At 71.9% G+C, this 24,963-nt stretch carries 22 protein-coding genes; 16 read left to right on the top strand and 6 right to left on the bottom strand.

Going from position 1 to position 24,963, the window contains the following annotated elements:
* Nucleotides 1–82 precede the first annotated feature (82 nt).
* Complete coding sequence (locus OG524_RS17660) at nt 83–703, bottom strand: hypothetical protein (RefSeq protein ID WP_405811008.1); 621 nt, start codon at nt 701–703, stop codon at nt 83–85.
* Nucleotides 704–1,038: 335 nt separating this feature from the next.
* Between OG524_RS17660 and OG524_RS17655 the strand changes: the two genes are divergently transcribed.
* The 5 genes from OG524_RS17655 to OG524_RS17635 all read left to right on the top strand — a co-directional run bounded on the left by OG524_RS17655 (nt 1,039) and on the right by OG524_RS17635 (nt 4,544).
* Entirely contained in the window at nt 1,039–1,383 is a 345-nt protein-coding gene (locus OG524_RS17655; RefSeq protein WP_405389873.1) for a MerR family transcriptional regulator, read from the top strand.
* Between the two features lie 305 nt (nt 1,384–1,688).
* Nucleotides 1,689–1,892 carry a cold-shock protein gene (locus tag OG524_RS17650; RefSeq protein ID WP_031090619.1) on the top strand — a complete coding sequence of 68 codons (204 nt, stop codon included), beginning with the start codon at nt 1,689–1,691 and terminating at the stop codon, nt 1,890–1,892.
* A 300-nt stretch (nt 1,893–2,192) separates the two neighbouring features.
* Nucleotides 2,193–3,755, top strand: coding sequence for a DEAD/DEAH box helicase (locus OG524_RS17645; RefSeq protein ID WP_405389874.1), 1,563 nt, complete (start codon nt 2,193–2,195; stop codon nt 3,753–3,755).
* 60 nt (nt 3,756–3,815) lie between these two features.
* Complete coding sequence (locus OG524_RS17640) at nt 3,816–4,136, top strand: SCO5918 family protein (RefSeq protein ID WP_405389875.1); 321 nt, start codon at nt 3,816–3,818, stop codon at nt 4,134–4,136.
* A gap of 207 nt (nt 4,137–4,343) precedes the next feature.
* Nucleotides 4,344–4,544, top strand: a complete 201-nt coding sequence (locus tag OG524_RS17635; protein WP_405811005.1) for a hypothetical protein — start codon at nt 4,344–4,346, stop codon at nt 4,542–4,544.
* An 8-nt stretch (nt 4,545–4,552) separates the two neighbouring features.
* Here OG524_RS17635 and OG524_RS17630 read toward each other — a convergent pair whose 3' ends face one another.
* A complete protein-coding gene (locus tag OG524_RS17630; protein ID WP_405389877.1) occupies nt 4,553–5,623 on the bottom strand; it encodes an acyltransferase family protein in 1,071 nt (356 codons plus the stop codon).
* Nucleotides 5,624–5,723: 100 nt separating this feature from the next.
* A complete protein-coding gene (locus tag OG524_RS17625; RefSeq protein ID WP_405389879.1) occupies nt 5,724–6,632 on the bottom strand; it encodes a zinc-binding alcohol dehydrogenase family protein in 909 nt (302 codons plus the stop codon).
* 188 nt (nt 6,633–6,820) lie between these two features.
* Between OG524_RS17625 and OG524_RS17620 the strand changes: the two genes are divergently transcribed.
* Together OG524_RS17620 and OG524_RS17615 are read left to right on the top strand one after the other, a co-directional pair.
* The gene (locus OG524_RS17620) at nt 6,821–7,414 is read left to right on the top strand and encodes a ScbR family autoregulator-binding transcription factor (RefSeq protein ID WP_405389880.1); all 594 of its coding nucleotides are present in this window, start codon (nt 6,821–6,823) and stop codon (nt 7,412–7,414) included.
* 18 nt (nt 7,415–7,432) lie between these two features.
* On the top strand, nt 7,433–8,197 hold the full coding sequence (locus OG524_RS17615) for an SDR family oxidoreductase (RefSeq protein ID WP_405389881.1): 765 nt from the start codon (nt 7,433–7,435) through the stop codon (nt 8,195–8,197).
* Between the two features lie 33 nt (nt 8,198–8,230).
* Here the strand turns inward: OG524_RS17615 and OG524_RS17610 are convergent, their stop codons facing one another.
* A complete protein-coding gene (locus tag OG524_RS17610; protein ID WP_405389882.1) occupies nt 8,231–9,160 on the bottom strand; it encodes a ScbA/BarX family gamma-butyrolactone biosynthesis protein in 930 nt (309 codons plus the stop codon).
* 90 nt (nt 9,161–9,250) lie between these two features.
* Here OG524_RS17610 and OG524_RS17605 point away from each other — a divergent pair, with 90 nt between their 5' ends.
* The 3 genes from OG524_RS17605 (at nt 9,251) to OG524_RS17595 (ending at nt 11,661) form a co-directional block, all read left to right on the top strand.
* Nucleotides 9,251–9,895, top strand: a complete 645-nt coding sequence (locus OG524_RS17605) for a ScbR family autoregulator-binding transcription factor (RefSeq protein ID WP_405389883.1) — start codon at nt 9,251–9,253, stop codon at nt 9,893–9,895.
* A 93-nt stretch (nt 9,896–9,988) separates the two neighbouring features.
* Complete coding sequence (locus OG524_RS17600; protein ID WP_405389884.1) at nt 9,989–10,723, top strand: peptidoglycan recognition protein; 735 nt, start codon at nt 9,989–9,991, stop codon at nt 10,721–10,723.
* Nucleotides 10,724–10,896: 173 nt separating this feature from the next.
* Nucleotides 10,897–11,661 (top strand): transglycosylase family protein, encoded by a 765-nt coding sequence (locus tag OG524_RS17595; RefSeq protein WP_405811000.1) that lies wholly within the window; start codon nt 10,897–10,899, stop codon nt 11,659–11,661.
* A 6-nt stretch (nt 11,662–11,667) separates the two neighbouring features.
* Here the strand turns inward: OG524_RS17595 and OG524_RS17590 are convergent, their stop codons facing one another.
* Entirely contained in the window at nt 11,668–14,988 is a 3,321-nt protein-coding gene (locus OG524_RS17590; RefSeq protein WP_405810998.1) for a right-handed parallel beta-helix repeat-containing protein, read from the bottom strand.
* Nucleotides 14,989–15,175: 187 nt separating this feature from the next.
* Between OG524_RS17590 and OG524_RS17585 the strand changes: the two genes are divergently transcribed.
* Nucleotides 15,176–16,381, top strand: coding sequence for a S8 family serine peptidase (locus tag OG524_RS17585; protein ID WP_405389888.1), 1,206 nt, complete (start codon nt 15,176–15,178; stop codon nt 16,379–16,381).
* Between the two features lie 26 nt (nt 16,382–16,407).
* Here the strand turns inward: OG524_RS17585 and eccCa are convergent, their stop codons facing one another.
* Complete coding sequence (eccCa, locus tag OG524_RS17580) at nt 16,408–20,358, bottom strand: type VII secretion protein EccCa (RefSeq protein WP_405812474.1); 3,951 nt, start codon at nt 20,356–20,358, stop codon at nt 16,408–16,410.
* Between the two features lie 290 nt (nt 20,359–20,648).
* Here eccCa and eccD point away from each other — a divergent pair, with 290 nt between their 5' ends.
* From eccD to OG524_RS17555, 5 genes are all read left to right on the top strand, one after another.
* A complete protein-coding gene (gene eccD, locus OG524_RS17575) occupies nt 20,649–22,049 on the top strand; it encodes a type VII secretion integral membrane protein EccD (protein ID WP_405810996.1) in 1,401 nt (466 codons plus the stop codon).
* Between the two features lie 18 nt (nt 22,050–22,067).
* Nucleotides 22,068–23,507 carry a type VII secretion protein EccB gene (eccB, locus tag OG524_RS17570; RefSeq protein ID WP_405810994.1) on the top strand — a complete coding sequence of 480 codons (1,440 nt, stop codon included), beginning with the start codon at nt 22,068–22,070 and terminating at the stop codon, nt 23,505–23,507.
* A gap of 173 nt (nt 23,508–23,680) precedes the next feature.
* A complete protein-coding gene (locus OG524_RS17565; protein ID WP_405389891.1) occupies nt 23,681–24,016 on the top strand; it encodes a hypothetical protein in 336 nt (111 codons plus the stop codon).
* Between the two features lie 62 nt (nt 24,017–24,078).
* On the top strand, nt 24,079–24,399 hold the full coding sequence (locus tag OG524_RS17560; protein WP_405389892.1) for a WXG100 family type VII secretion target: 321 nt from the start codon (nt 24,079–24,081) through the stop codon (nt 24,397–24,399).
* 92 nt (nt 24,400–24,491) lie between these two features.
* A complete protein-coding gene (locus OG524_RS17555; protein ID WP_405810991.1) occupies nt 24,492–24,962 on the top strand; it encodes a type VII secretion system-associated protein in 471 nt (156 codons plus the stop codon).
* Nucleotide 24,963: the final 1 nt, after the last annotated feature.

Below are 24,963 nucleotides of genomic sequence, written 5' to 3'. Positions count from 1 at the left end.
GCGTACATGCCCGAGCGGCCCCTGGGGTCCACCCAACCGGCTCCGGGACGGGACCGCAATCGGGGGCGCCCCGCCCCACGGGTCAGTCGAACAGGAATCCGGCCGCCGTCGCCGCGCCCAGTGACGCCCCCGCGACCGTCTGCGCCACCGAGTGGTACCGCAGTGCCACCCGGGACCAGCACACGGCGAGGGTCGGTACATCGGCGGCCAGCCACCACGGGGAGTGCACCACGCAGAGCAGGGCGACCACGGCGGAGGCCACCGAGGCGTCCACCGAGATCTTCCAGACCGTGTTCACGGCCAGGAGCACGATCGTCATCGCCCACAGGGAGATCATCGCGGTCAGGATGCCCGCCGGCGCGTTCCCCAGGACCATGATCAGCGCACCGGTGCCGAGCGAGCCGAGGATCACCAGGAAGATGGGCGCCCGCTGGGTGCGGTCCACGACATGGCGGTCGCCCCACGTGCCGCGCCTGCGCTCCCACTCGATGTATCCGGCGGGTACGAGCCCCGCGCACAGCGCGCCGAGGAAGCCCCAGGGGAGACCGGTCCAGTCACCGGCCGAGGCCACCCCGACGGCGAGCATGCCGACGAGCAGGGTGTTGCGGGGCTGGAGGATGTCCGTGACCGTGCGCGCCACCGCCGTGGTCCGGTCCGCGCGGTCCGGCGTCGTGGTCCTGTGCGTCCGGTCCGTGCCGCTCATACTGGGGATGATTCTCCGGGGTCCGCCGACGCCGGGATCCGGTCACCCGGGCGTGAATGTAGCCCTTCACGACGGGGGATGCGTGAAGGGCTACCCGTGCAGTATGACCCTTCGCCGGTCAGTCGACAACTGACCGGTCGGTCAGCCCCGTTGGGGTCTCCCGACGGCCGGGTACGCCGACACGCCGGGAGCCCTCCGCAGGCCGCCGCGCACGGGGGGCGCCGCACGCCGGGGAAACCTGTGCTGGCGGCAATAGACATGACCTATCCGTACGCCTAGGGTTTCTTGTGCAGCCAGGCCACATCAGTGGCACGGTACGCAGCAGAGAGGTGCAGATGCCCCCGGAGTCCCCTTCGCACGCCACGGATCGTCTCGACGACGACGACTACCCCGCTTACACGATGGGGCGAGCCGCGGAGATGATCGGTGCGACGCCGGGTTTTCTCAGGGCCATCGGTGAGGCCCGCCTGATCACGCCGCTGCGGTCCGAGGGCGGCCACCGCCGCTACTCCCGCTATCAGCTGCGCATCGCCGCCCGGGCCCGCGAGCTGGTCGACGGCGGCACGCCGATCGACGCCGCGTGCCGCATCGTGATCCTGGAGGACCAGCTCGAGGAGGCCCTGCGCCTCAACGAGGAACTGAGGCGGCCCGCGGTCGGCCGGAGCGGCACCGATTCCTGACCGACGGACGGGCGCATATCTGTTTCGGCGGGCACAGAAATACGCGCAATGAGCGGTGAGAGTTTATGCCGTGTGTGACGGAGTGACGGCAGAGTGATATGGCGTACAGCTCGCATCTGCCCGAATCGTGCTACTGTTGATCTCAGTTGCAGTTGTGGTTCCCAAAACTTCAAGTGCTCTCGCCGGTTTCACTCGGGTGGGTGCACTTTTGTATTTCCGGACTCTTCCGGTCGGGGCAATCATTTGCGGCGACGTAGGACTCACACAGTGTGAGTCCACGGGCAACGCCCCGAAGGAGATATGACATGGCTACTGGCACCGTGAAGTGGTTCAACGCGGAAAAGGGTTTCGGCTTCATCGAGCAGGAGGGTGGCGGCGCTGACGTCTTCGCCCACTACTCGAACATCGCCGCCCAGGGCTTCCGCGAGCTGCAGGAAGGCCAGAAGGTGAACTTCGACGTCACGCAGGGCCAGAAGGGCCCGCAGGCGGAGAACATCACCCCCGCCTGATCACCTCAGGCGTATGGCGCAGCTGGGGCCCGCACCTTGGGGTGCGGGCCCCAGCTCGTTGTTTTTCCCCGACCGTGACCGCAGACGTCGCACCGGTGAGTAATTCCGGGTGTGTACAGGTCAGGTCGGCGTACGTCATTGCAGTCATTCTGAAGTGCCGTAAGCAGCTGGTTCATCCGGCGGACGGGCTTCGTTTTTCGATATTTCATCGGCTCGTTCTTGCGATTCTTGGCGCCGTACATGGCTGCAGCCGCCCGGAAAGAATCCCTCGACACGTGCCATTCGAGGGAAGGTTCTCCATTGAACCGCGATCGCACAGCTCGCACGAACGACCGATTCTCCCGGACTCGCTCCGGCGGATCCTCCGGCGGCAGTCGTACCGCCAACGGATTCCGCTCGCAGGGATCCAACCGACAGGGCGCCCCTTCGCAGGGCCGCTCCGGTGGACCGAAGCGCTTCGGCGGGGGCGGCGGACGCCGCTCCTCCGTCTCGGGTGAATTCGCCCTGCCGGTGACCATCACCCCGGCCCTCCCCGCCGCCGAGACGTTCGGCGACCTGGACATGCCCGCGCCCCTGCTGGCGGCGCTGGGCTCCGAGGGCATGACCGTGCCGTTCCCCATCCAGGCGGCCACCCTGCCCAACTCGCTCGCCGGGCGTGACGTCCTGGGCCGCGGCCGCACCGGATCGGGCAAGACGCTTGCCTTCGGCCTGGCGCTGCTGGCCCGTACCGCGGGCAACCGCGCCGACGCCCGCCGTCCGCTGGCCCTGGTCCTCGTCCCCACCCGGGAGCTGGCCCAGCAGGTCACCGACGCGCTCACCCCGTACGCCCGGTCGCTCAAGCTGCGGCTGGCCACGGTCGTCGGCGGTATGTCGATCGGCCGCCAGGCGAGTGCCCTGCGTGGTGGCGCCGAAGTCGTCGTCGCCACCCCGGGCCGGCTGAAGGACCTCATCGAGCGCGGTGACTGCAAGCTCGACCGCGTCGCCATCACGGTGCTCGACGAGGCCGACCAGATGGCCGACATGGGCTTCATGCCCCAGGTCACCGAGCTGCTCGACCAGGTCAACCCGGACGGCCAGCGGATGCTGTTCTCGGCCACCCTGGACCGCAACGTGGACCTGCTGGTCCGCCGCTACCTGCACGACCCGGTCGTCCACTCGGTCGACCCCGCGGCCGGTGCGGTGACGACGATGGAGCACCACGTGCTCTACGTCCAGGGCTCCGACAAGTACGCCACGACCACCGAGATCGCGGCCCGGGACGGCCGGGTGATCATGTTCCTGGACACCAAGCACGCGGTGGACAAGCTCACCGACCACCTGCTGAACAGCGGTGTCCGTGCCGCGGCGCTGCACGGCGGCAAGTCGCAGCCGCAGCGCACCCGCACCCTGGACCGGTTCAAGACCGGCCACGTCACGGTGCTGGTCGCCACGAACGTCGCCGCCCGCGGCATCCACGTCGACAACCTGGACCTCGTCGTCAACGTCGACCCGCCGAGCGACCACAAGGACTACCTGCACCGTGGCGGCCGTACCGCCCGTGCCGGGGAGTCCGGCAGTGTCGTCACGCTGGTGCTGCCCAACCAGCGCCGCGAGATGACCCGTCTGATGGCGGACGCCGGGATCACCCCGCAGGTCGCCCAGGTCCGCTCCGGCGAGGCCGAGCTCAGCCGCATCACCGGGGCGCAGGCGCCCTCGGGCGTTCCCGTGACCATCTCCGCGCCGTTGACGGAGCGCAAGGGCAGCGGTTCCCCCTCGCGCCGGCGTGGCAGCAGGCCCCCGCAGGGCCGGCGTTCCAACGCCAACACGGCGACTCCCGAGGCGCGTGCCGCTGCCGCGCTGCGTCGGTCCAACCGGGCCGCGTAGTCACCGGACAGCAGTCCTGCAGCCCCTTTCCGGCTTTCTCACCGACCCTGTTGAGGCACCATGCGCTGTGTCATCGCCCGCTTCCCCTTCGATCTGTTCAAGAACGAAGTGGAGGATTCGATGAAGGGCATCAAGCCCGAACCCGTCACCGGTGACGCGGTGGTCATCAGCCGCCGCGTCTACCCCGTCAAGCAGGTCGGGGAGATCATCACCCGGCAGGACCGTCGCGACTTCAGTGCGGCGGAGGTGACCAGGGCGCTGACGCGTCTCGGCTTCACCTGCCGCCCGGCGGAGGTGCCCGCCCCGGCGGTGCCCCTCACCCCGCTGGAGAACGCGTCCGCCATGCTCGGAACGCCCGGAGACATCCGTCCGTCCGTCTGACGCCATCGCACCCCCATCGCACCCCCCGCGCCCCTACGGGCCGGGGGGTGCGGTGCGTCCGGACGTGGGGCGGGACCTCGGCAGATGCCGGGAATGTCTGTAACGGTCCGTCCTGCCCGTATCGGGTCGCCGGTCCCGGGCCCGCCGGGGACGAGAAGACCGTTCCGCCCGGCCGTCCGGACGGAGCGGGCGACGTGAGGGAGGTCCATGAAGAGCAGGCCGACCGCGCTCGGTGCGGCCGTGCCGGCGTCCGTACTTCCGGCCCGGGCGGTCCACGCGGACGAGACCCACACCGATTCGCACGACGCGCCCCAGGTGGCCCTCATCGCGACGGGCCGGATCGACGACCCGCTGGAGGACGTCCTGGAGCACGCCACGGTCCTCGGCGCGACGACCGTCCAGGGCTGAGGGAGCCCTCAGGACGCGGGGCCCGGTTTCCTGGCCCAGTCGAGCCGGGGCTCCACGACGAAGCGGAACACCCTGCGGACGGGCGGGCTGCACAGCAGCGTGACCACGGCCGCCGCGACGACCGTCACCACGATCCGGCCGAGCGGTGTGGCGACCAGGTCCGCCTCGAAGAGGTCCAGCCGGACGGCGCCCTTCACGACGAAGCCGTGCAGCAGGTAGCCGTACAGGGTGCCCGCGCCGAGGGCCGTCATCCACGTCCTGCGGCTCGGCACCCACGCGAGGAAGCAGGCGCTGAGCACCACGGCGCAGCCGAACAGCAGCAGGGTCACCACCGCACCCGTCCAGGCGGGCGAGCCGAGCTGCTCGGCGCCGTACCGGCGGAACAACCAGGAGGTCGTCGTGCGCGGGACCGCCCAGTACGCCGCGGCCAGGGCCACCAGGCAGACCGGTACGGACGCGAGGCGCACCGCCCGGCGGCGTACGAAGTCGAAGTGCGCGGGCCGCAGCTGGAGGCCCAGCACGTAGAACGGCAGGAACTGCAGGACCCGCTGGAGCTGGAGGTCGCCGCCGATGTTGCTGGTCACCGCTCCCATGGCCGCGACGACCAGGGACACCGCCACGGGCCACCGGACCGTCTGCCAGATCGGTGTCGTCAGACGCCAGAGGAAGAGCGCGGGCAGGAACCACAGCAGCCAGTAGGGGGTGAGCGGGCTCAGCGGGAAGCCGGGGGCGCCGGTGAGGCGCTCGAAGAGAGTGAAGGCCACCTCGAAGACGGCGTACGGCACGACCAGGCTGGTGACGAGCTTCCACACCCGCTCGCGCCGCAGGTCGAAGCCGCGGGAGAAGTATCCGGCGATCATGATGAAGACCGGCATGTGGAAGGCGTACACGAAGGTGTAGACCGTCTCGATCACGCGTCCGCTGCCGGGCAGCGGCTCCCAGGAGTGGCCCATCGCGACGAGGACGATGGCCAGGTACTTCGCGTTGTCGAAGTACGGGTCGCGGCCGGGCCGGGACGGGGCCGCGGTGCCGGTTCCGGCGGGGGCCGGTCCCGGGGTGCGTGAGGTCAGGGAGGGCATCCGGCCACCCTAATGACCTCCGCAAGCCCCGGGCCTCGTGCCGGGCCCGGCCCGCGCCGGCCCCGAAAAGCCGTGCCCCGGTGCCCCTCCAGGGCCTCGCTCAGGGGATCAGGACCACCTTGCCGACGGTCCGGCGGGCCAGCAGGTCCTCGTGGGCGCGGTGGGCCTCGGCGAGCGGGTAGCTGCCGCCCGCCACCGGCTTCAGCCGTCCCGCTGCGACCAGGCCGAAGAGCTCCTTGAGAGGCCCGTCGACCGCACCCGGGACCGCCAGCGTGGGGCGCAGCCAGAATCCGACGACGGCGGCGTTGAGCCGTCCCAGCCGTGCCGGGTCGACAGGCGTGAAGCCGGTCCGGGCGGCGCTGCCGTAGGTCACGAGCCGGCCGGAGGACGCCAGGGAGTCCAGCGCCCGGTCGAAGAGCTCGCCGCCGACGGCGTCCAGGATCACGTCCGCCTTCTCCTGGAGCGGGTAGCCGACCACCGCGTCGGCACCGAGGTCCAGGACGAGCCGCTCCTTGGCCGGGGAGGAGACCTGGGCGAGCACCCGGCCCGCTCCGAACTCCCTGGCCAGCTGGACGGCGAGGCTGCCCACGCCGCCCGCGGCGGAGTGCACCACGACGGTCTCACCGGCCCGCAGCCGGGCGGAGGTCCGCAGCAGGTGCCAGGCCGTCAGCCCCTGCACCATCAGGGCGAGTGCCTCGGCGGCGCCGAGCTCCTCGGGGATCTCCAGGAGCGCGGACTCCTTGGCGGCCACCTGCTCCGCGTACCCGTGCGACACCCGGGCCAGTACCCGCCTGCCGTCCGGGGTGCGGCCCACGACCTCGCTGCCGGGGACGTACGGCAGGGCGTCGGCGCCCAGGTAGGAGCCGTCCGTCTGATGGGTGTCCGCGAAGTTCACCCCGGCGGCCTCGACGGTGAGCAGCACCTCACCGGGGCCCGGCACGGGGGCGGCCAGTTCCACGGGCCGGAGGACTTCGGGACCACCGAAGTGGTCGAACTGGATAGCGATCATGGCGCACGGTATCGCGGGTTCCGGCGCAGCGCGGGCGTCCCGGAATCCGTCGGAGGCGAGTTGACGGAAGAAGGGGAAAACAATACATCCGGTTTGTTAGAGTGGTTGCTCTGCGTCGTCGCCCGTGTGTACCGAACGGACAGTGGCACCCGTAATCCCCGGATCCCCGTACTCATCGGAGTGGCAGGATGGCCAAGCAGGACCGCGCGGTACGTACGCGTCAGGAGCTGATCCGGTCGGCCGCCGAGGCCTTCGACCAGGGCGGATTCGCGCCCTCCTCGCTCACCGGGATCGCCGGCGCGGCCGGGGTCAGCAGCGGGGCGCTGCACTTCCACTTCCAGAGCAAGCGCGAACTGGGCGCCGCCGTCGAGAGGGCGGCGGCGCGCGCCCTCCAGGACGTCATCGCCCCGCATCCCGGTGAACAGCCCGCTCCGCTGCGGAATCTGGTGGACACCTCGCACGTGCTGGCCGGGCGGCTCACCGAGGACGTGGTGCTGCGCGCCGGATTCGGTCTGGCCGCGGACGCCACCTGGCAGCAGGACGTCACGCTGTGGCGGGTGTGGCGCGGCTGGGTCCGCGCGATGCTGACCCAGGCGCGCCGCGAGGGCACGCTGGCGCCGGACGTGCCGCTGGAGGACGTGGTCTCCACCGTGACGGCGGCCGTCGTAGGGGCGCATACCCTCGGGCGGCTGGACGAGGAATGGTCACCGCGGTACGCGGTCGCCCAGTTCTGGAACCTGATGCTGCCGCGCATCTCCACAGCCATGGTCCCGTTCGAATAGGCCTGCCAGACTGCGCCCATGAGTGATCTTCTGAACGGCAGAGTCGTCCTTGTCACCGGGGCCAGCAGCGGTATCGGCGCGGCTGCGGCACGCGTGTTCTCCCAGGAGGGCGCGACGGTGGTCCTCGCCGCGCGCAGGGAGGACCGACTGGCCGCGCTGGCCGCCGAATTGAGGGACAAGGGCGGGGAGGCCTCCCACGTCGTCTGTGACGTCACCGTCGCGAGGGACGCAGCCCGGGCGGTGGACTTCGTGGTGAACACCTACGGGCGCCTGGACTCCGCGTTCAACAACGCGGGGCTCGGCGGCGACCGGACTCCCCTGCACCTGATGGGCGATGACGTCTACGACGCCGTCATGGACACAAATGTGCGCGGTGTCTGGAATTGTCTCCGCTACGAGATAGCGGCCATGCTGCCGAACGGCGGGGGCAGTTCCATCGTGAACAACAGCAGTGTGGGCGGCCTGGTGGCCATTCCCGCGGCGGCGCCCTACATAGCGGCCAAGCACGCGGTAGTCGGCCTGACCCGCGCCGCCGCCGACGAGTACGCCCAACAGGGCATCAGGGTCAACGCCGTGGCACCCGGCACCACGCGCAGCGAGATCACCGCCGACTGGTTCGGGCGTAATCCGGGCCTGGAGGAGATGGTCAACAGCATGACGCCGCAAGGCCGTACGGCTGAGCCGGAGGAGGTGGCGAACGCGGCGGCCTGGCTGCTCAGCGACCGCTGCCCGTTCCTCACGGGCACGGTCCTGCCGGTGGACGGCGGATTCGTCAACCAGTGATCCGCCCGCGCGGGCGGCGGATCCGTGGGGCTCTCAGCCGCACGGACCGCTCAGCCGGCCCCGGAAGACCGTTTCGCCGTCCTGGGTCCCGGTGACCAGCACCGTGGCCGGTCCGGGGCCGGGCGAGGGTGCCACCTCCGCCTCGATCCAGCAGGGGCTGTCGAATTCGACGTACCGCTCGAAGGACGTGTCGACGGTGGTCGCCTCGAAGGGGGCGGGGTGCAGGACGGCGTTGGCCGCCTGATGGGCGGCCTCGATCAGGACGAGCCCCGGGACGTGGTCGACGGGGTGGTCGTACAGCAGGACGTTGTCCACGTCGTTGCGCAGCTGCCAGTGGTGGGGCCGGTCGCCGGGCGCCAGCACGACGTCGGTTCCGGTGGCCCGCCGGACGATGCGGGGGTCGGCCGGGGCGGGGACCGCCCAGGTGTTCCACCCGGTCGTGAGGTGTCCACCGCGGAGCCTGCGATAGGCGCCCGGGGATATCCAGCCGAAGTCGCAGTCGGCCCGCGCCACCAGGGCGTCGTCCTGGTAGAGGCGGATGTCCATGCCGAGGGAGCTCACGGCACGGCCGCGCTTCTTCGGCTCCGCGAGGGAGATCCCGACGGTGAGCGGGGACGGCCCGGTCGACGCGACACGGAACCCGGGGGCTACGGTGAAGTCGAAGGAGTGCAGCAGGGTGTGGTGGGAAAGCGGTACGCCGTACTCTGCATGCGCGATGAGCAGACCGCTCTGCCGGATCGCCTGGGTGAGCATCCGGGGGTCGTAGGGCAGTCCGCCGTCGGGGGCAGGCCAGCCGGCGGTGAGCGAGAACTCGCCATCTTCGCGGCGGTGCCATCCGGTGACGAGAACGGCCTCGGCACGGCTGAGGTGGACGTATTCCTTGCGGACCCCGTCACTGCCCCCGATGTCGGTACACGGATGATGAGGGAAAACAGGTACGTCGGGCACGGTCCCCCCGGACATGGCGCAGAGTGGGCAGCCTGGCGCTGATATAATACCGGTTCACCGGTCTTTTTTGAAGAAGCGTCAAGCCGAGGTCAAGGGGAGCGCGAGTTGGCAAGACAGCAACGGGCGATCCGGACGCGCAGAATCTTCCTCGAGGCCGCCGCGGAGGTCTTCGACGAGCACGGTTACGACGCCGCCACGATTGCCGCGATCCTCGACCGGGCCGGTCTCACGAGGGGCGCGCTCTACTTCCACTTCACCTCCAAGGAAGAGCTGGCGCGCGGCGTCCTCGAAGAGGCCGTGACCTCGGACGGAGTCACCCCGCAGACCTTCAAGCTGCAGGAATGGGTGGACACGGCGCTCCTGCTGGCCTACCGGCTCCCCCGGGAACCCATGCTCAGCGCCTCGATACGGCTGTCCGTCGACCCCCGGGCCCGCAGTCTGTTCGGCACCCGCTGGCCGGACTGGATCACGCTCCAGACCGAGCTCCTCACCGAGGCCAAGGAGCGGGGCGAGCTGCTGCCGCACGTCGACCCGGTCTCCACCTCCCGGCTCCTCGTCGGGGCCTGGACCGGTGTGCAGCTGGTGACGGAGGCGATGGCCGATCCGCCTGACCTGGTCGCCGAGATCTCGGCCCTCTTCGAGCTGATCCTCCCCAACAACGCCGTCCCCGGTGTGCTGGCCCGGCTGGACACCTCCCCGCACCGCGCCCAGCGGATCATCGAGGAGAACAGGGCAGCCGCGGCGTCCTGACCTGCGGGCCCCTGCCTCCTGCCCCCGTCCCGGTTTCACCCGGCCGGGTGCGCCACGACTGCGACGTGGCTGGCCGGCGGGCAGGCTGGCCCCATGTGGCTTCGCCGAACAGCCCTGGGCGCCGTTGTCGTGCCGCTGGCTGTCCTGGTGTTCCGGGACGCGCCGGTACGCCTCGTCGCACCCGAGCCGGCCACGGCCGAGCCCGCGGCCCCGCCCGCAGCCCCGCGGCCCGTGATCGTCAGCCGGGCCCAGTGGCGCGCGGACGAGAGTCTGGTCAAGGAGCACGCGACGTACACGGGGGCGGTGAACGCGGTCTTCGTCCACCACACCAACCACACCAACGACTACGACTGTGCCGACGCCCCGAGGATGCTCCGGGCGATGGAGCAGGACCACGTCTCGGGTGAGGGGTGGGACGACATCGGCTACAACTTCGTCGTCGACCGCTGCGGGACCGTCTACGAGGGCCGGGCCGGCGGCGTGGGCCGCTCCGTGCGCGGGGCGCATGCCAAGGGCTTCAACGCGCACAGCGTGGGGATCGCGGCGCTCGGCAGCTTCGGCCCCGGGGTGCCGGTGCCGAAGGCGCTCATCGAGGGGATCGCGAAGGTGGGCGCGTGGAAGCTGCGCCAGGGCACCGACCCGCGGAGCACCGTGCGGATGGTCTCGACGAACGACGAGAGCCTGTACCAGCGGGGTGAGGTGGTCCACCTCCACGCGGTGTCGGGTCACCGCGACACGTTCCAGACCAGCTGTCCCGGGGACGCGCTGTACGACCAACTGCCGTTGATCCGAGCTGAGATGGCCCGCCTCAGGACCCCGCGGAGCTGATCTCCGCCCGGCCTGTGTGCCCGGCCTTCGCACCAGTCCTTCGTGCAGGGCCGCGGCCTCCACTCGGGTGATTGTGCGGACGCGGAACGCGTCGATACCCCCTGGAAAGCATATCGGCGGCTTATCTGTTCGTGCCCTTGTACAGTCCCGGAGCACAGCGGAGGAATACCGTCATGCCGGCATCACCCCTCGCCAAGCGACCCGTCGAATCGGCGCTCGCCCTTCTGCTGGTCCTCCTGGGCGTGCTGGGCCTCTCCGGCCGCAGCGCCGCGGCCACCCCGGCCCAGGCCGCCACCGCGCAGTCCGTCACCGCGCAGCCCGTCACCACCGTCCGGGCGTTCCCCGTACGGGCTGCCGCGGCGCCGACCGTCACCGCGGGCACAGACTGGGACCGCATCGCCGAGTGCGAGAGCAACGGCCGGTGGAACATCAACACCGGCAACGGCTACCACGGCGGGCTGCAGTTCGCGCCCTCCACCTGGCGGGCCTACGGCGGCGGGCAGTACGCACCGCGCGCCGACCTCGCCACCCGCTCCCAGCAGATCGCCGTCGGTGAACGCGTGGCCCGCTCGCAGGGGATGGGCGCCTGGCCCACCTGTGGCCGGCTCGGCGCGAACGGCACATCGAGCCCGCAGGCCGGCAGCACCCCTCAGCGCAGCGAGACGCCGAAGGCCGCACCCCGGCGTCAGTCGGAAAGCGGTTCGAGCAGCTCGTCGGGCTACTCCCACGAGGCGTCCGACGCCGCGGAAGCGACCGACTCCCACGAGCTCGCCGGCAGCGAGACCCACGTCGTCGAGCCGGGTGACTGCCTCTCCGTGATCGCCGAGCGGGCCGACGTACCCGGTGGCACCGACGCGCTGTTCGAGCTGAACCGTGAGCTGCTGGACGAGGGTCCGGACCTCATCTACCCGGGACAGCGCCTGCGACTGACCGCCTGAACCCGCTCAGCGTGCCGGCAGGGCCGGTACGTCCTCCGGGAGCAGCCGGCGCAGCGCGTCGACACCGGGGGAGGGCAGTGCGGAGAGCCTGCGGGCCTGGTACGTGGTCATGGAATCGAGTATCTGCCGCGACGTACGGGCGTTGCCGAAGGAGGCATCGCGCGGAAGGGCGTCCACATAGCCGTGGAGAGCCTTGAGCGTGTCGTCCGCGCAGTCGTAGCCGGATTCCGAGGCATGCCGGGCCATGATGCCGACCAGTTCGGCCGTGGTGTAGTTCTCGAACTCCACCGAGCGGGAGAAGCGTGAGGCGAGACCAGGGTTGGAATCCAGGAAGCGCCGCATCTCCCGGGTGTATCCGGCGGCGATCACGACCACGTCGTCACGGTGGTCCTCCATCAGCTTGAGCAGTGTCTCCACGGCTTCCCTGCCGAAGTCGGAGGTCGCTCCCTCGGGAGTCAGGGTGTAGGCCTCGTCGATGAACAGCACACCACCCAGGGCGCTTTCGAAGACCTCCTTGGTGAGCTGCGCGGTGTGGCCGACGTACCGGCCCACGAGGTCCGCGCGGGCCACCTCGACCAGCTGGCCCTTGGGCAGTACCCCCAGCGAGTGCAGCAGTCCGGCGTAGAGCCGGGCGACCGTGGTCTTACCCGTACCGGGAGGCCCGGAGAAGATCAGATGGTGACTCACCTTCGGGGTGGGCAGGCCGGCGGCCTTGCGGCGCCGGGACGAGTCGAGGAGGGACACCAGGTCGTTGACCTCGCGCTTGACGGCTGCCAGGCCGACCATCGCGTCGAGCCGGGAGAGGAGTTCGCCGGAGTCCACGGCACCGGTTCCGGGGTCCGCGGCCGGGGCCACGTCCTCGGGCAGCAGCAACGACAGGTCGCTCTCGGCGGGTTCGGCGACGCTGCTCAGCCGGAACGCCTGACGGTCGACCATTTCCTCGAAGACCCGGCGGGCGGCGCGTCCGTTGCCGAAGGCGGCGTCCCGGGGCATCTGCGCGTAGTGCGTGGCGAGGGCGTCCAGGGTGCCCGGGTCCATCTCGTACCGGTGGGCCTCGCACATGGACTCGGTGATCGTGACGAGTTCCTCGACCGAGTAGTTGGCGAATTCGACGGTGCGGGTGAAGCGGGAGGCCAGGCCGGGGTTGGACGTGAGGAAGGAGCCCATCTCGTCGGTGTAGCCGGCGGCGATGACGACGACGTCGTCGCGGTGGTCCTCCATGAGTTTGAGCAGCGTGTCGACGGCTTCCTTGCCGAAGTCGGCGCCGGAGCCCTTGCTGTCGGAGAGCAGGGTGTACGCCTCGTCGATGAACAGGACGCCGCCGAGCGCCTCGTTGAACGCCTCCGTGGTCTTGATGGCCGTGCCGCCGATGATCTGGGCGACGAGGTCGGCCCGGGACACCTCCACCAGGTGGCCCGAGCGCAGGACGCCGAGGTCGGTCAGGATGCCGCCGTACAGCCGGGCGACGGTCGTCTTGCCGGTTCCCGGAGGTCCGGAGAAGACGAGGTGGCGGCTCATGGGCGGCGCCGGCATGCCGAGGCGGGCGCGGCGCTGGGCGAGCTGGTTGAGGTGGACGAGGGTGCGGACCTGGTGCTTCACGTCGGCGAGGCCGATCAGCGACTCCAGCTCCTCCAGAGGGCCTGCCGGGGCGGCGGGCACCGGCGGGCGGGCGGGCTCGCCGGTGGTCCTCGCCCATCCGGCGGCCGCGGCCGTGTCGCCCCAGGAGTCGGGTGTCGCGTTGCCCGCGCTGACCAGGTTCTCCACCCGGAGCCGGTCGCCGGCCGTGGTCTGCCGCAGCCCGGCACCACGGTTGTCCCGCACGGTGCAGCCGGTGACCGTGACCGGTTCCCCGGTGTCGACACGGACGCCGTCGCCCAGGCTCCCGTCGGCCCGGCAGTCGTCGAGCGCGGCCCGGGATCCGGCCGCGAGCAGGACACCGTGCGCCCCGGACTCCCCGAAGTGGGTGCGCAGTGCGGTCAGTTCGCCGCCGCCCTCCACGACGGCCCCGGACGCGGCGGAGGACTGGACGCGGCAGTCCCGTACGGTCCCGATGCCGTCCGGACCGACGAGGAGGCCCGCGTCGGTGCTCGCCCGTACGGACGTGTCGCCGATCTCCGGGTGGCCTCCGGCGGCGATGCGTACGCCCGCGCCGCCCGCCGTCTCGATCTCGCAGGACTCCAGCCGGCCGCGGCCGTCCTCGACGACCTCCACGCCGTGGCCGCCCGGCGAGACGATCCGGACCCGGCGCAGCAGCGGCTGGGCGCCGGACCGGATCAGGATCCCGGTGCCGGCCGCGTCCGTGATCTCCAGTCCGTCGAACTCTGCGGCCGATTCGTCCTCCAGGACGACGGCGCCCGAAGTCCCCGTACCCGCCGCGCAGTCGCGGACGGTGGTGTCGGTGAGCATCGGGGTGCTCGATCCCCGTACGAGGACGGCGGGTGCGGCCGAGCTGTCGAACTCGCACCTGTCGAACGTGCCCCGGGAGCGCTCCGTGACGGCGAGCCCGCCGCCCGCGGTGCGCACGGTCCGGCAGTGGCGCAGCTCAGGGTCGGCACCGGAGGCCAGGGCGATGCCGGGGCCCGTGGTGTCCAGGACGGTGACCTCGTCGAGTGAGGGACGGGCGCTGCTGGTGATGTACACGCCGACAGCCGTGTCGTGGACGGTGGTCCGCAGGACCCGGGTGCCGCTGCTGCCCTCCAGGGCGACGGCAGGTTTCTGGGCGCCGGAGATGTCGCAGTGCTCGACGACGCCCTGCGCGGAGCCGTTGGCGAGGACGCCGTTGCCCCGGGTGTCGCGGATGCGGCAGCCGCGTACGGTCGTGCGGGCCTCCTCGCTGAGGACGACGCCCGAGGTGCCGAGGTTCTCCAGGACGCAGTCCGCCACGACGCTGCCGGTGGGGGACATGTCCACGATGCCGGCGCCGGCCGGGTTGGTGATCCGGCAGTCCCGCAGGGCGAGCGCGCCGGTCTCCCTGGCCAGGACGGCGGTCCAGCCCGACCCGACGACGGTGCAGCCGTCCATGCTGAGCTGGCCGCGCGGCGCGTCGACGACGGGGAGGTCCTCGGTGCCGCCGCGCAGGGTGAGGTCGGTGAGCATCACCGCGTCGGCGAGCAGGACCAGGGCGCTGCCCCGGCGCGGGCAGATCTCGACGCTGCCCCGCTCGCCGTCGGCGACGAGCGTGACCCTGTTGCGGACCGTCAGGTTCTCGGGATAGCGGCCAGGTCCGATCTGGATCACCGCTCCGGTGCGCGCCGCGGTCAGGGCCTCACCGATCGTCCGGAAACTGTTCGGTCGTTCCGGTGACACCGTGAGCAACTGCCGTGACACGCCCTGAACCTCCTCGCTTCGCCGCCGTACCCGATCTTTCCCGACCCGGAGGGACGGGGCGGGAGGGCCCCGGTGTGCGCTGGGTGAAGCCTGGGGGAATGGAAGGTGTCCGTTGTCGCAGCGGCGGTGGCGGCGGTGTGCCGCGTGCGTCGCCGAGGCGTCACCTGGGCTGCCTAGGGTGTGCGCCATGCGACGAGCCCGCTCCCTCCGTGCCGTGCCAGGACCGAGAGCGGCGGCCGTCGCGGCCGCCTTCTCCGCCGTGCTGGTGACGGCCTCCGCAGCCCCCGCCGACGCGGCGGACACCGTCGAACTGCCCGTCGTGCGCGGCTTTTTGACACCGGACGACTCCTGCGCCGGTGCGTCCGGCCGCAGCGCCGAGGCCCAGCCGTGGACGGCGCGCGCACTGGGGCTGTCGCGGGTGTGGACGCTGGAGGAGGGCGACGGGGTGACCGTCGCCGTGGTGGACACCGGCGTCGGTACAGGGGTGCCCGGTCTCGCCGGACGGGTGCGGACGGTCGGGGCCGCGGGTGAGGACTGCGTGGGGCACGGGAGCTTCGCCGCCGGGCTGATCGCGGCGGCCCGCATCGACGGGGTGGGGCCCGCGGGTGTCGCGCCCCGGGCCCGGATCCTGGCCGTGCGCGGCACCGACGAGCGCGGGGCGGCCACGCCGGGCCGGCTGGCCGCGGGGATCAGGGTCGCCGCCGACGGCGGGGCCGAGGTCATTTATGTGGGACAGGCGCTCGCCGACGGGAAGAAGGAGCTGACCGAGGCCGTCGCGTACGCCGCCGCCCGTGACGCCCTCGTCGTCGCGCCCGCCGCACCGGACGCCCTCGTCGAGAACCGGGACGAGCCGAGCGGTTACGAGCCCGCGGCGCCCTGGTACTGGCCGGCGTCCGCGCCGGGAGTCGTGTCGGTGACCGACTACGGGCCCGACGGGGGCAGGCCCGCCGGCGCGCCGGTCGTCCCGGGGGTGGACCTCGCGGCGCCCGGTGACGCCGTGGTCAGCGTCGGCCCGAAGGGGCCGGGGCACTACCTCGGCTCGGGGGCGTCCCTGGCCGCCGCGCAGGTGGCGGGGGCGGCGGCCCTCGTACGGGCGCAGCACCCCGGGATGACGGCGGCCGAGGCGTCCCGGCAGCTCACCGGGGCGGCGTACCCGGCGTCGCCGCCCCGGCTGGACCCGTACGCGGCCGTGACCGCGGTCCTGGCCGGGGGCGGGGGCCGCGTACCGGGTGAGGAGCCCGCCGAGGTGCTGGTCCCGGCGTCCGACGGGCCCCGGAACCGCTCGGTGCTCGTCGCCGGGGTCTGCGGGGGGCTGGTCCTGCTCCTCGCGGCGGTGGCGGCGGCGGTCCCGCGGGGGCGGGCGCGGCGGTGGCGGCCGGCGGGGGGCGGGTAACCGCCGTTCGCCTCCCCGGCGCCCGTTCACCCGTCCAGCAGGGCCGTCTGCATCTGCACCGTCCTGCGGCGGGCGATCCGGGTGGCGCGGCCGGGCGGGAGGTTGCGGCCCTTGACGTTGCCGAAGACGTATCCCTCCGAGGGCGGGCAGGACAGCAGCAGCCCCGGGGTGTTGACCTCCTGGAGCCTGCGCATCAGATGGTCGCTCAGCCCGCGCCCCGCCCCGGTCGCCGAGCGGGCGACGACGAGGTGCAGGCCGACCTCCCAGCCGAGCGCCAGCTGGTCGAGCAGCGGGTCGAACGGCGCGTTCATCGGACCGGTGCCGAGCATGTCGTAGTCGTCGACGAGTACGAACAGCCGCGGGCCCGTCCACCAGTCGCACAGCCGCATCCGGGCGGGCGCGATGTCGGGGCCCGGCACCCGGGTCTTCACCGCGCGCGCCGCGCCGTCGACCAGGTCCCTGAGCGCGTCGATGGAGACGGCGTGTCCGAGCCGGTAGGCGTCGGGGACCGCCTCGATGAGGTCGCGGCGGTAGTCCACCACCATGATGCGCGCCTCGTCCGGGGTGTAGCGGTCCATGATCGCCTTGGCCGTCAGGCGCAGCAGGTTGGTCTTGCCGCTCTCGCTGTCGCCGACCACGATCATGTGCGGGCTCTCGCTGAAGTCGTGCCAGACCGTGGAGAGTTCCTCCTGTTCGAGACCCAGCGGCATCTTGAAGTCGCCGTGGGCCGCGGGCAGTCCGGAGACGGGCAGCTCGGCCGGCAGCATGCGGACCGGGGGCGCGGGCGGGCCGGACCAGGACTCCTGGAGGGCGGCGACCAGCCCCGTCACCCCTTCGGCGAGGTCGTCGGAGGACTCCACGCCGTCGATGCGGGGCAGCGCGGTCAGATAGTGGAGCCTGCCCTCCCGGGTCAGGCCGCGCCCCGGCGTACGGGGGACGGTCGCGGCCCGCCGCATGTCGATGCCGGAGTCCATGGGGTCACCCATCCGGAGCTCCAGATGGGTGGCCGCCTGGTCGCGTACCGCCGAGGACAGCTCCACCCAGCGGGCGGTGGTGACGATCAGGTGGATGCCGTAGTTCAGTCCGCGCGCGGCGATCGCGTTGAAGGTGGTGGTGTGGGGTTCGTAGTCCTGGCGCACGGTCGACCAGCCGTCGATCACGAGGAACACGTCGCCGTGCCGCTCGTCGGGGAACTCCCCGGCCGCGCGGCGCCGGCGGAAGCTCGCCATGGAGTCGATGCCGTGCTCCAGGAAGAACCGTTCGCGGGCCGCCATCAGGGTGTTGACCTCGGCGATCGTGCGGCCGACCCGCTCCGTGTCGAGGCGGGCTGCGACCCCGCTCATGTGCGGCAGGCCCGCCAGTGAGGCGAGGGTGCCGCCGCCGAAGTCCAGGCAGTAGAACTGCACTTCGTGCGGGGTGTGGGTGAGGGCCAGCGAGGTCAGGATCGTACGGACCATGGTGCTCTTGCCGCTCTGCGGGCCACCGGCGACGGCGACGTGCCCGCCGGAGCCCGCCAGGTCCACCTGGAGGAGGTCGCGCAGCTGGTCGAAGGGCCGGTCGATGATGCCGATCGGTACCCGGAGCCGCCCCCGCCCCTCCCAGCCGACCGTGGTGAGGCCCAGGGCCGGGTCGGGTGTGAGCGGCGGCAGGATCTGGTCGAGGGTCGACGGGAGGCCGAGCGGCGGCAGCCAGACCTGGTGGGCGGGCGGTCCGGCGGACAGCAGCCGCTCGACGGCGACCGACAGCAGCGTGTCGCCGGTCTCCTCGGTCTCCGGCTCGGGATCGGGCACGGCGGGCAGATGGCGGGGCACCACGTATCCGGTCGTCCAGGGCACGGTCTGGCTGGCCACCCGCGCCTGGTTCGCACCTCCGCTGCGCTGCCGGTACGGCCCCGACACATAGGCGGCCCGGAAGCGGGTCAGCGCCTCCACCCCGGACTTGAGGTAGCCGCTGCCCGGCTGCGGCGGCAGCTGGTAGGCGTCAGGTACGCCGAGGACACCGCGGCTCTCCATCGCGGAGAACGTACGCAGACCGATGCGGTACGAGAGGTGGCTCTCCAGCTGGTGCATGCGGCCCTCGTCGAGCCGCTGCGAGGCGAGCAGCAGATGGACCCCGAGGCTGCGGCCCAGCCGGCCGATCATCACGAAGAGTTCCATGAAGTCGCGGTGGGCCGACAGGAGTTCGCTGAACTCGTCGACCACGACGAACAGGCTGGGCAGCGGGGCGAGCGGGGTGCCGGCCGCGCGGGCCTTCTCGTAGTCCAGGGCCGAGGCGTAGTTGCCCGCGCTGCGCAGCAGCTCCTGCCTGCGGATCAGCTCGCCGTGCAGGGCGTCCTGCATGCGGGAGACCAGGGCCGCCTCGCCCGCCAGGTTGGTGATGACGGCCGAGGTGTGGGGCAGCTCGTCGAGGCCGAGGAAGGTGGCGCCGCCCTTGAAGTCGACCAGGACGAAGTTGAGGGTCTCGGAGGAGTTGGTGAGGGCCAGCGCCAGGACCAGGGTGCGCAGCAGTTCGCTCTTGCCGGAGCCGGTGGCGCCGATCAGCATGCCGTGCGGGCCCGAACCGCCCTGGGCCGACTCCTTGATGTCCAGCTCCACCGGGGTGCCGTCCGCGCCGACCGCGATCGGCACCCGGAGCCGGGCCGGCCCGGTGCTGCGCTGCCACAGCGTGGGCGGGTCGTGGCGGTACAGGTCGCCGATGCCCAGCAGGGCCGTCAGCTCCACGTTGGTGGCGAGCGGCTCGCCCGCGTCGGTGCCGGTGCCCATGCGGAACGGGGAGAGGCGCTTGGCCAGGGCCGTCGCGCCGGACGGGCCGAAGCCGTCGGGGCGGCCGAGCCGTGTCGTCTGCTCCTTGCGGTCCCGGTCGGTGCGGACCAGGCCGAAGGACTCCTCGGTCACGTCGAAGCGCAGGGTGACCCGGCCGGGGCGCCAGGTCAGCGCGCCGGAGAGGTCCAGGACGACGGTGTTGCGGAGCCCGGGGCCGTCCAGCCGGTGGCCCGCCGGGACGGTGCCGCCGTCCACGACGATCACGGTGAACGGCTCCTCACGGCCGGGCAGCGCGTCCGGGTCGAACGGCGGGCGCTCCAGGAACTCCGCGCCGAGCAGGTTCTCCAGCTCGTTGAACGCCGCACCCGCCATCCGGGCCGGGCCCGCGCCGTCGCTCTCCTGGGGGTGCATGTGGTGCGGGAGCCACTTGGCCCACTCCCAGTCCGGCCGCCGATCGTCGGACACGCACAGCGCGACCCAGACGTCGTCCGGGGCGTGGAAGGTGACCAGCTGCGCGACCATCGCGCGGGCCGCCGACCTGATGCGCTCCTCGTCGCCCCGGAACAGCACCCGGGCCCAGGCCCGCAGATAGATCGCGATGGGCTGCTCGGGGACGGTCGCGTAGGCCCGGATGAAGCTGCGCAGGGCGTGCGCGGCGAGCGGCTCCAGGTCCTCCACGGGGCTGGTCGCCATCGGGGTCAGCCGCAGGCCCAGCTTCTGCTCGCCGACGGCCACCCGGATCTCGCCGAAGTCCTCGTCCTGCGGGCGGCGCTCCCACAGCCGGGTGGAGCCCACCAGCGACCACAGGGCGGCCGGTTCGGGGTGGCGCCAGGCCAGGGCCCGCTGCTGGTCGACCACGGCGGCCCGCACCTTGCGCCGGGTCTGTCCCAAGTAGCGCAGGTAGTCCCGGCGTTCGCCCTTCAGACGCTCCTTGCGCTCGCTGCTCCTGCGCATCGCCTGGCCGATCATCATCGCCCCGGTGGACAGGACCATCAGCCCCAGTGCGAGGTAGATGAAACCGCCGCTGCCCTGCGTCATGCCGGGCCGCATGAACATCAGCATCATCGACACGGACATGAGCGCCATCGGGAGGTAGGTCCAGACGGCGGAGGAGTCGGGGACCACCTCGGGCAGCGTGGGCGGCTCCTGCAGGCTCAGCTCGCCGTCGGGCATCTCCGGACCACGCCGACGGGCGGGCCGGCGGAACAGGACCACGCTCAAGGAAGGGTCTCCCTCGTTCTGTACGGAGCGGTCACACACGGGTTCGACCGAAGCTTGGACCGCGAGCGATGAACGGGCGGAGAACGCTCCGGGGCAGGGCCGTGAATGCTGGCGGAGGGTCGCACCTCACAGGCCCCAGGGGCCCCTGACGGGCAGGCCGCTGAGATTACGATCCGTCACACGGCCCCCGGCACACCGGGACTGGCCGTCTGTTCGGGACGTCCCGTGGTTCGAGCAGGCTCCCGCGCCCGGCAGCCGCGACCCGGGAGAGAGGCCCTACCCCCATGACCGACACCCAGGTGGCCGGCCTGTGCCGCCTGACCGTCCGTGCTCCCGCCCGGAGCATCGACCTCGCCGTACCCGCCGACGTACCGGTGGCCGACCTGCTGCCCGCGATCCTCGGCTACGCGGGGGACGACCTCGCCGAGCAGGGCATCGAACACGCCGGCTGGATCCTCCAGAGGCTGGGCGGCCCGCCGCTCGACGAGGAGCGCACCCTCGACTCGTACGACCTGAACGACGGTGAGACCGTCTATCTCAGGCCCCGCAGCGAGGCGCTGCCCGAGGTGCACCTCGACGACCTCGTCGACGGCATCGCCACCACCATGAACGGCCGCCCGTACGGCTGGGGTCCGGCGGCCGGGCGGCGGCTGCTGCGCGGACTCGCGGTCGCCGCGCTGCTCGCCGGCCTGCTCGTCCTCGCGCTCCCCGGACCGGACACCGCACCCCGCGCCCTGTGCGCGGCCTTCGCGGGACTGCTGCTCCTTGCCGGGGCCGCCGCCGCGAGCCGCGCGGTGGGTGACGCCGGGGCCGCCGCCGCGCTCGGCTCCATGGTCGGCCCCTACCTGGCACTGGCCGGCTGGCTGCTCACCGGCGGCGACCTGGGCGGCCCGGACCACGACGTGGTGCTGGGGCCGAAGCTGCTCGCCGCCTCCGCGGCCGGGGCGGGCGGCGCGGTGCTCGCGCTCGCCGTGGTGGCCGCCTACGCCGCGCTGTTCCTCTGCGCGGCCGTCGTCGCCGCCTTCGGCGCGCTCGGAGCCGTCCTGATGATGACGGCGGACCTGGCGGCGGCCGAGGCAGCGGCGGTCTGCGTGCTGGCCGCCGTGGTGCTCGGCGCCTTCGTCCCCTCGCTGTCGTTCCGGATGTCCGGGCTGCGGATGCCGCCCCTTCCCACCAACGCCCAGCAGCTCCAGGAGGGCATCGAGCCGCACCCCACCGCGGTCGTCGCGAGCCGGACCGTGCTCGCGGACGGGTGGATGACCTCGCTGTACGGGGCCGTCGGGATCATCTGCGCCGGGTGCCTCGCGCTGCTCGTCCACGACGCCCGGCTCCCCGAGCTCGTCCTGGTGTCGGTGCTGATCCTGCTGCTGGCCCTGCACGCACGGGGCCTCGGCCAGGTGTGGCAGCGGCTCTTCCTCGTGGTGCCCGCGGCCGGCGGCGCGCTGCTGCTGGCCGTGACGAGCGCCTCGCGGGCCGCCCCGGGAACCCGCCTGCTGGTGACCGGATCCCTGGTCACCGTCGCCGCGCTCGCCTCGATCCTCTCCTGGACCGTGCCCGGCCGACGGCTCGTGCCGTACTGGGGGCGGGCCGCGGAACTGCTGCACTCGGCAGCCGCGCTGAGCCTGCTCCCGCTGACCCTGTGGGTGCTCGGGGTCTACGGCGCCCTGCGCGCACTCAACGGCTGACTTCGAGGGAGCGCTGCTGTGCAGTCCAAACGCGACCAGGTCCAGGCCCACATGTTCGTCATGGGCCGTCTCACGTCCGGAATGCTCCGGGGCGACCCGGACGCCCCGGAGAGCCCGCAGGGGCGGACCAACCGGGGCATCGCCCTGGGCGTCGTGATCGCCGTGCTGCTGTCGGCGGGGGCCTTCGTCCTGGGGCTGCTCAAGCCCGGTACGACGGACTCCTGGAAGGAGGCCGGGACACTGGTCGTCAACAAGGAGACCGGCTCCCGCTACCTCTACCTCGACGGCCGGCTGCGCCCCGTACGCAACTACGCCTCCGCACGGCTGCTGGCGGGCGCGGAGATGAAGACCGCCTCGGTCGGCGGGGCCTCGCTGAACGGCACCCCGCACGGCACCCCGGTGGGCATCACCGGTGCGCCCGACAACCTGCCGGCCGCCGGTGACCTCGACACCGGTGCCTGGCAGGTGTGTTCGGGGAGCACCACGGGCTCTGCGGCGACCACACTGGCCGTGGGCGCGGACGCGGACGGGCAAGGACTGACAGCAGGTCAGGCACTCCTGGTGACCGGGCCCGACAGGGCAGACCACCTGGTGTGGCGCGGCAGCAAGCTCCGCCTGGACCGCGAGGGCGGCGCCCCCGAAGCCCTCGGCTACGCCTCCACGCCCCGGGTGCGGGTGTCCGCGGCCTTCCTCAACTCCCTTCCCTCGGGCCCCGGGCTGGAACCGCCGGAGGTTCCCGGGCGGGGCGGGAAGGGGCCCGTGCTCAGCGGCCGGGAGACCCGGATCGGCGAGGTCTTCCGGATCACGGTCCCGGGTGCCGAGAGCCGGTACCACCTGCTGACCGAGGAGGGCCTGGCACCGCTCACCGCCACGGGCGCGGCACTCGTCCTCGGCGACCCCGACACCCGTAAGAAGGTGTACGAGGGCCGGGCGGCCGCCGCGGCCGACCTGGGGGCGGACGCCCTCGCGGACCACCGGGCACCGGGTGCGGAGACCACCGGCGCGCTCCCGGAGACACCGCCGGAGGTGGTCGCCCTGGCCGACGGCCGGACCGTCTGCGCCCGGGTCCAGGGCGGTGACTCCGGTACGCGGGTGAGCGTGGCCCTGATCCGGCGGACGGCACTGGGGCCCGCCGCGCAGGCCCCGGCCGAGGGGCTCACCCCGGCCTGTGTGCAGGTCGGGGTCATCACCGTACGGCCGGGCGGTGGTGCGCTGGTGCACGCGCTGGGGGCGGGCGGCGGGGACGTCGGCGGCACCGTCTACCTGGTGACGGACACCGGCATGAAGTACCGGATCGGCACGGAGAAGGCGGCCGAGGCGCTCGGCTACATGGCGGGCGGGGCGCAGGGGCTGCCCGCTCCGCTCCTGGCCATGCTGCCGACCGGACCGGACCTGACCGCGGAGTCCGCCGCCACCGGACGCACGGCCACGACCGCGGCCCGGTGCGATCCGAAATGACGGGCACCGGGAAATTCACGGCGTACGGAAAATGAATTCACAGGGCGAGCATCGCCAATGGAGCAAGGCGGGTCAGGGAACTCTCCGGAATTCGTTGCTGCCTCAACTGCCCCTTGTTTATTTTTGTTTGCAGCGGCCTCCCGGGTCGTCGAGTTCACCAGGAGGGGCAGTCCATGGCGGGCATGCAGCAGTCGGAAGCACGCGCCACACAGAACGGTGTGACCGCGCTGGAGCAGGCGTTCACCGGTATTCAGCGCAGCCGGCAGGACGTCGAGAACATGAAGTTCAACCTCGCCTCCGGCCTCAAGGGCTCGGACGGCAAGGCATATCAGGACCTGCTGAAGCAGTGGGACGACCAGGCGGAAATCATCTCCCGCAACGTCCGCGAGATGGTCGACACCCTCAACGAGACGCTCCGGACCCAGGGTCTGACGCAGGGGTCGTCCAACGAGGCCATCAATCAGGCCTACAGCCAGTCGCAGTCGGTCTTCGACACGCTGAAGGGCTGACCCGGCCCCCGGGCGCGGGGCTTTCCCCCATATTTCCCCAACGCTGCGAGAAGAGGCCGGACATGAGTGATTTCAGCGACGGATACATCTATGTCGACTACTCCCACATGCAGAACGCCGCCGACGACATGGTCCAGCAGACCAAGGCGATCGCCGGCATCCTGGTGAACCTGGATGCCGAACTGCAGGAGCTCAAGAACACCTGGGAGGGCGAGGACCGCCAGGTGTACACGCAGAAGCAGGCCGCCTGGAACCAGGCTGTGGACGCGATGAAGGGCCTGCTCGCCAGCCACTCGGCGCTGCTGACCGACGTGTCGGGCGGCTACCAGTACAGCGAGCGGTCCCTGACCCAGCTGTGGGAGGGCGTCCGCGTCGGTCGCTGACCGCGCGGCGCGTACCCACGGGCGGTCGTCCCCGGCACGGGCCGGGGACGACCGCCCCACGTTCTGTTCCGACACCAGCAGGAGGAAACGCCATGGCAGAGGGTGGGCCCGTAAATCTGGACAAGGCCTGGTTGCAGAACTTTCTCGACCGGGACATCGGGGGCTTCTCCGAGGAGATCCGGAAGATCCAGGGCGACGGGCTGTCCGCCGACGGCGGCTTCGTCCCCGCCCTCGCCAATCTGCTGCCCGAGGGCGATCTCCCGGACGGCACACTGGCGGGTGCCGTGCTGCCCCTGACCATCGGCGGCATGACGAAGGACACCGTCACCAACGGCCAGCACCTCAACAAGGCCGTGGTCGCGATGATCACCGCGGTCACCGGAATCCTCGACGACCAGAAGATCCTCTTCGAGAGCATCGAGGACAGCCTGGAGACGACGATCGAGAAGCTCTTCAAGACGCAGGGCGAGAATCTGGAGAAGATCGAGGGCCAGAAGTTCCTCGACATCTTCTCCGACGTCGACGACGTGATCGGCGGCAGCGGCGGCGGGGACGACGACTGAT

Origin of the sequence: Streptomyces sp. NBC_01520, assembly GCF_045040375.1 — a bacterium.
In the GTDB taxonomy this organism is placed as follows: domain Bacteria; phylum Actinomycetota; class Actinomycetes; order Streptomycetales; family Streptomycetaceae; genus Streptomyces.
Note: the sequence above shows the minus strand (reverse complement) of the source record. Positions and strands in the feature narration are given on the sequence as shown.

Excerpts from the sequence above, each read along its gene's own strand:
- OG524_RS17640 (WP_405389875.1), top strand. The coding sequence starts at position 3,816 with ATGCGCTGTGTCATCGCCCGCTTCCCCTTCGATCTGTTCAAGAACGAA.
- OG524_RS17555 (WP_405810991.1), top strand. The coding sequence starts at position 24,492 with ATGGCAGAGGGTGGGCCCGTAAATCTGGACAAGGCCTGGTTGCAGAAC.
- OG524_RS17615 (WP_405389881.1), top strand. The coding sequence starts at position 7,433 with ATGAGTGATCTTCTGAACGGCAGAGTCGTCCTTGTCACCGGGGCCAGC.
- OG524_RS17625 (WP_405389879.1), bottom strand. The coding sequence starts at position 6,632 with ATGATCGCTATCCAGTTCGACCACTTCGGTGGTCCCGAAGTCCTCCGG.
- OG524_RS17595 (WP_405811000.1), top strand. The coding sequence starts at position 10,897 with ATGCCGGCATCACCCCTCGCCAAGCGACCCGTCGAATCGGCGCTCGCC.
- OG524_RS17655 (WP_405389873.1), top strand. The coding sequence starts at position 1,039 with ATGCCCCCGGAGTCCCCTTCGCACGCCACGGATCGTCTCGACGACGAC.
- OG524_RS17600 (WP_405389884.1), top strand. The coding sequence starts at position 9,989 with ATGTGGCTTCGCCGAACAGCCCTGGGCGCCGTTGTCGTGCCGCTGGCT.
- OG524_RS17610 (WP_405389882.1), bottom strand. The coding sequence starts at position 9,160 with ATGTCCGGGGGGACCGTGCCCGACGTACCTGTTTTCCCTCATCATCCG.
- OG524_RS17630 (WP_405389877.1), bottom strand. The coding sequence starts at position 5,623 with ATGCCCTCCCTGACCTCACGCACCCCGGGACCGGCCCCCGCCGGAACC.
- OG524_RS17560 (WP_405389892.1), top strand. The coding sequence starts at position 24,079 with ATGAGTGATTTCAGCGACGGATACATCTATGTCGACTACTCCCACATG.
- OG524_RS17650 (WP_031090619.1), top strand. The coding sequence starts at position 1,689 with ATGGCTACTGGCACCGTGAAGTGGTTCAACGCGGAAAAGGGTTTCGGC.
- eccD (WP_405810996.1), top strand. The coding sequence starts at position 20,649 with ATGACCGACACCCAGGTGGCCGGCCTGTGCCGCCTGACCGTCCGTGCT.
- OG524_RS17620 (WP_405389880.1), top strand. The coding sequence starts at position 6,821 with ATGGCCAAGCAGGACCGCGCGGTACGTACGCGTCAGGAGCTGATCCGG.
- OG524_RS17660 (WP_405811008.1), bottom strand. The coding sequence starts at position 703 with ATGAGCGGCACGGACCGGACGCACAGGACCACGACGCCGGACCGCGCG.
- OG524_RS17585 (WP_405389888.1), top strand. The coding sequence starts at position 15,176 with ATGCGACGAGCCCGCTCCCTCCGTGCCGTGCCAGGACCGAGAGCGGCG.
- OG524_RS17635 (WP_405811005.1), top strand. The coding sequence starts at position 4,344 with ATGAAGAGCAGGCCGACCGCGCTCGGTGCGGCCGTGCCGGCGTCCGTA.
- OG524_RS17565 (WP_405389891.1), top strand. The coding sequence starts at position 23,681 with ATGGCGGGCATGCAGCAGTCGGAAGCACGCGCCACACAGAACGGTGTG.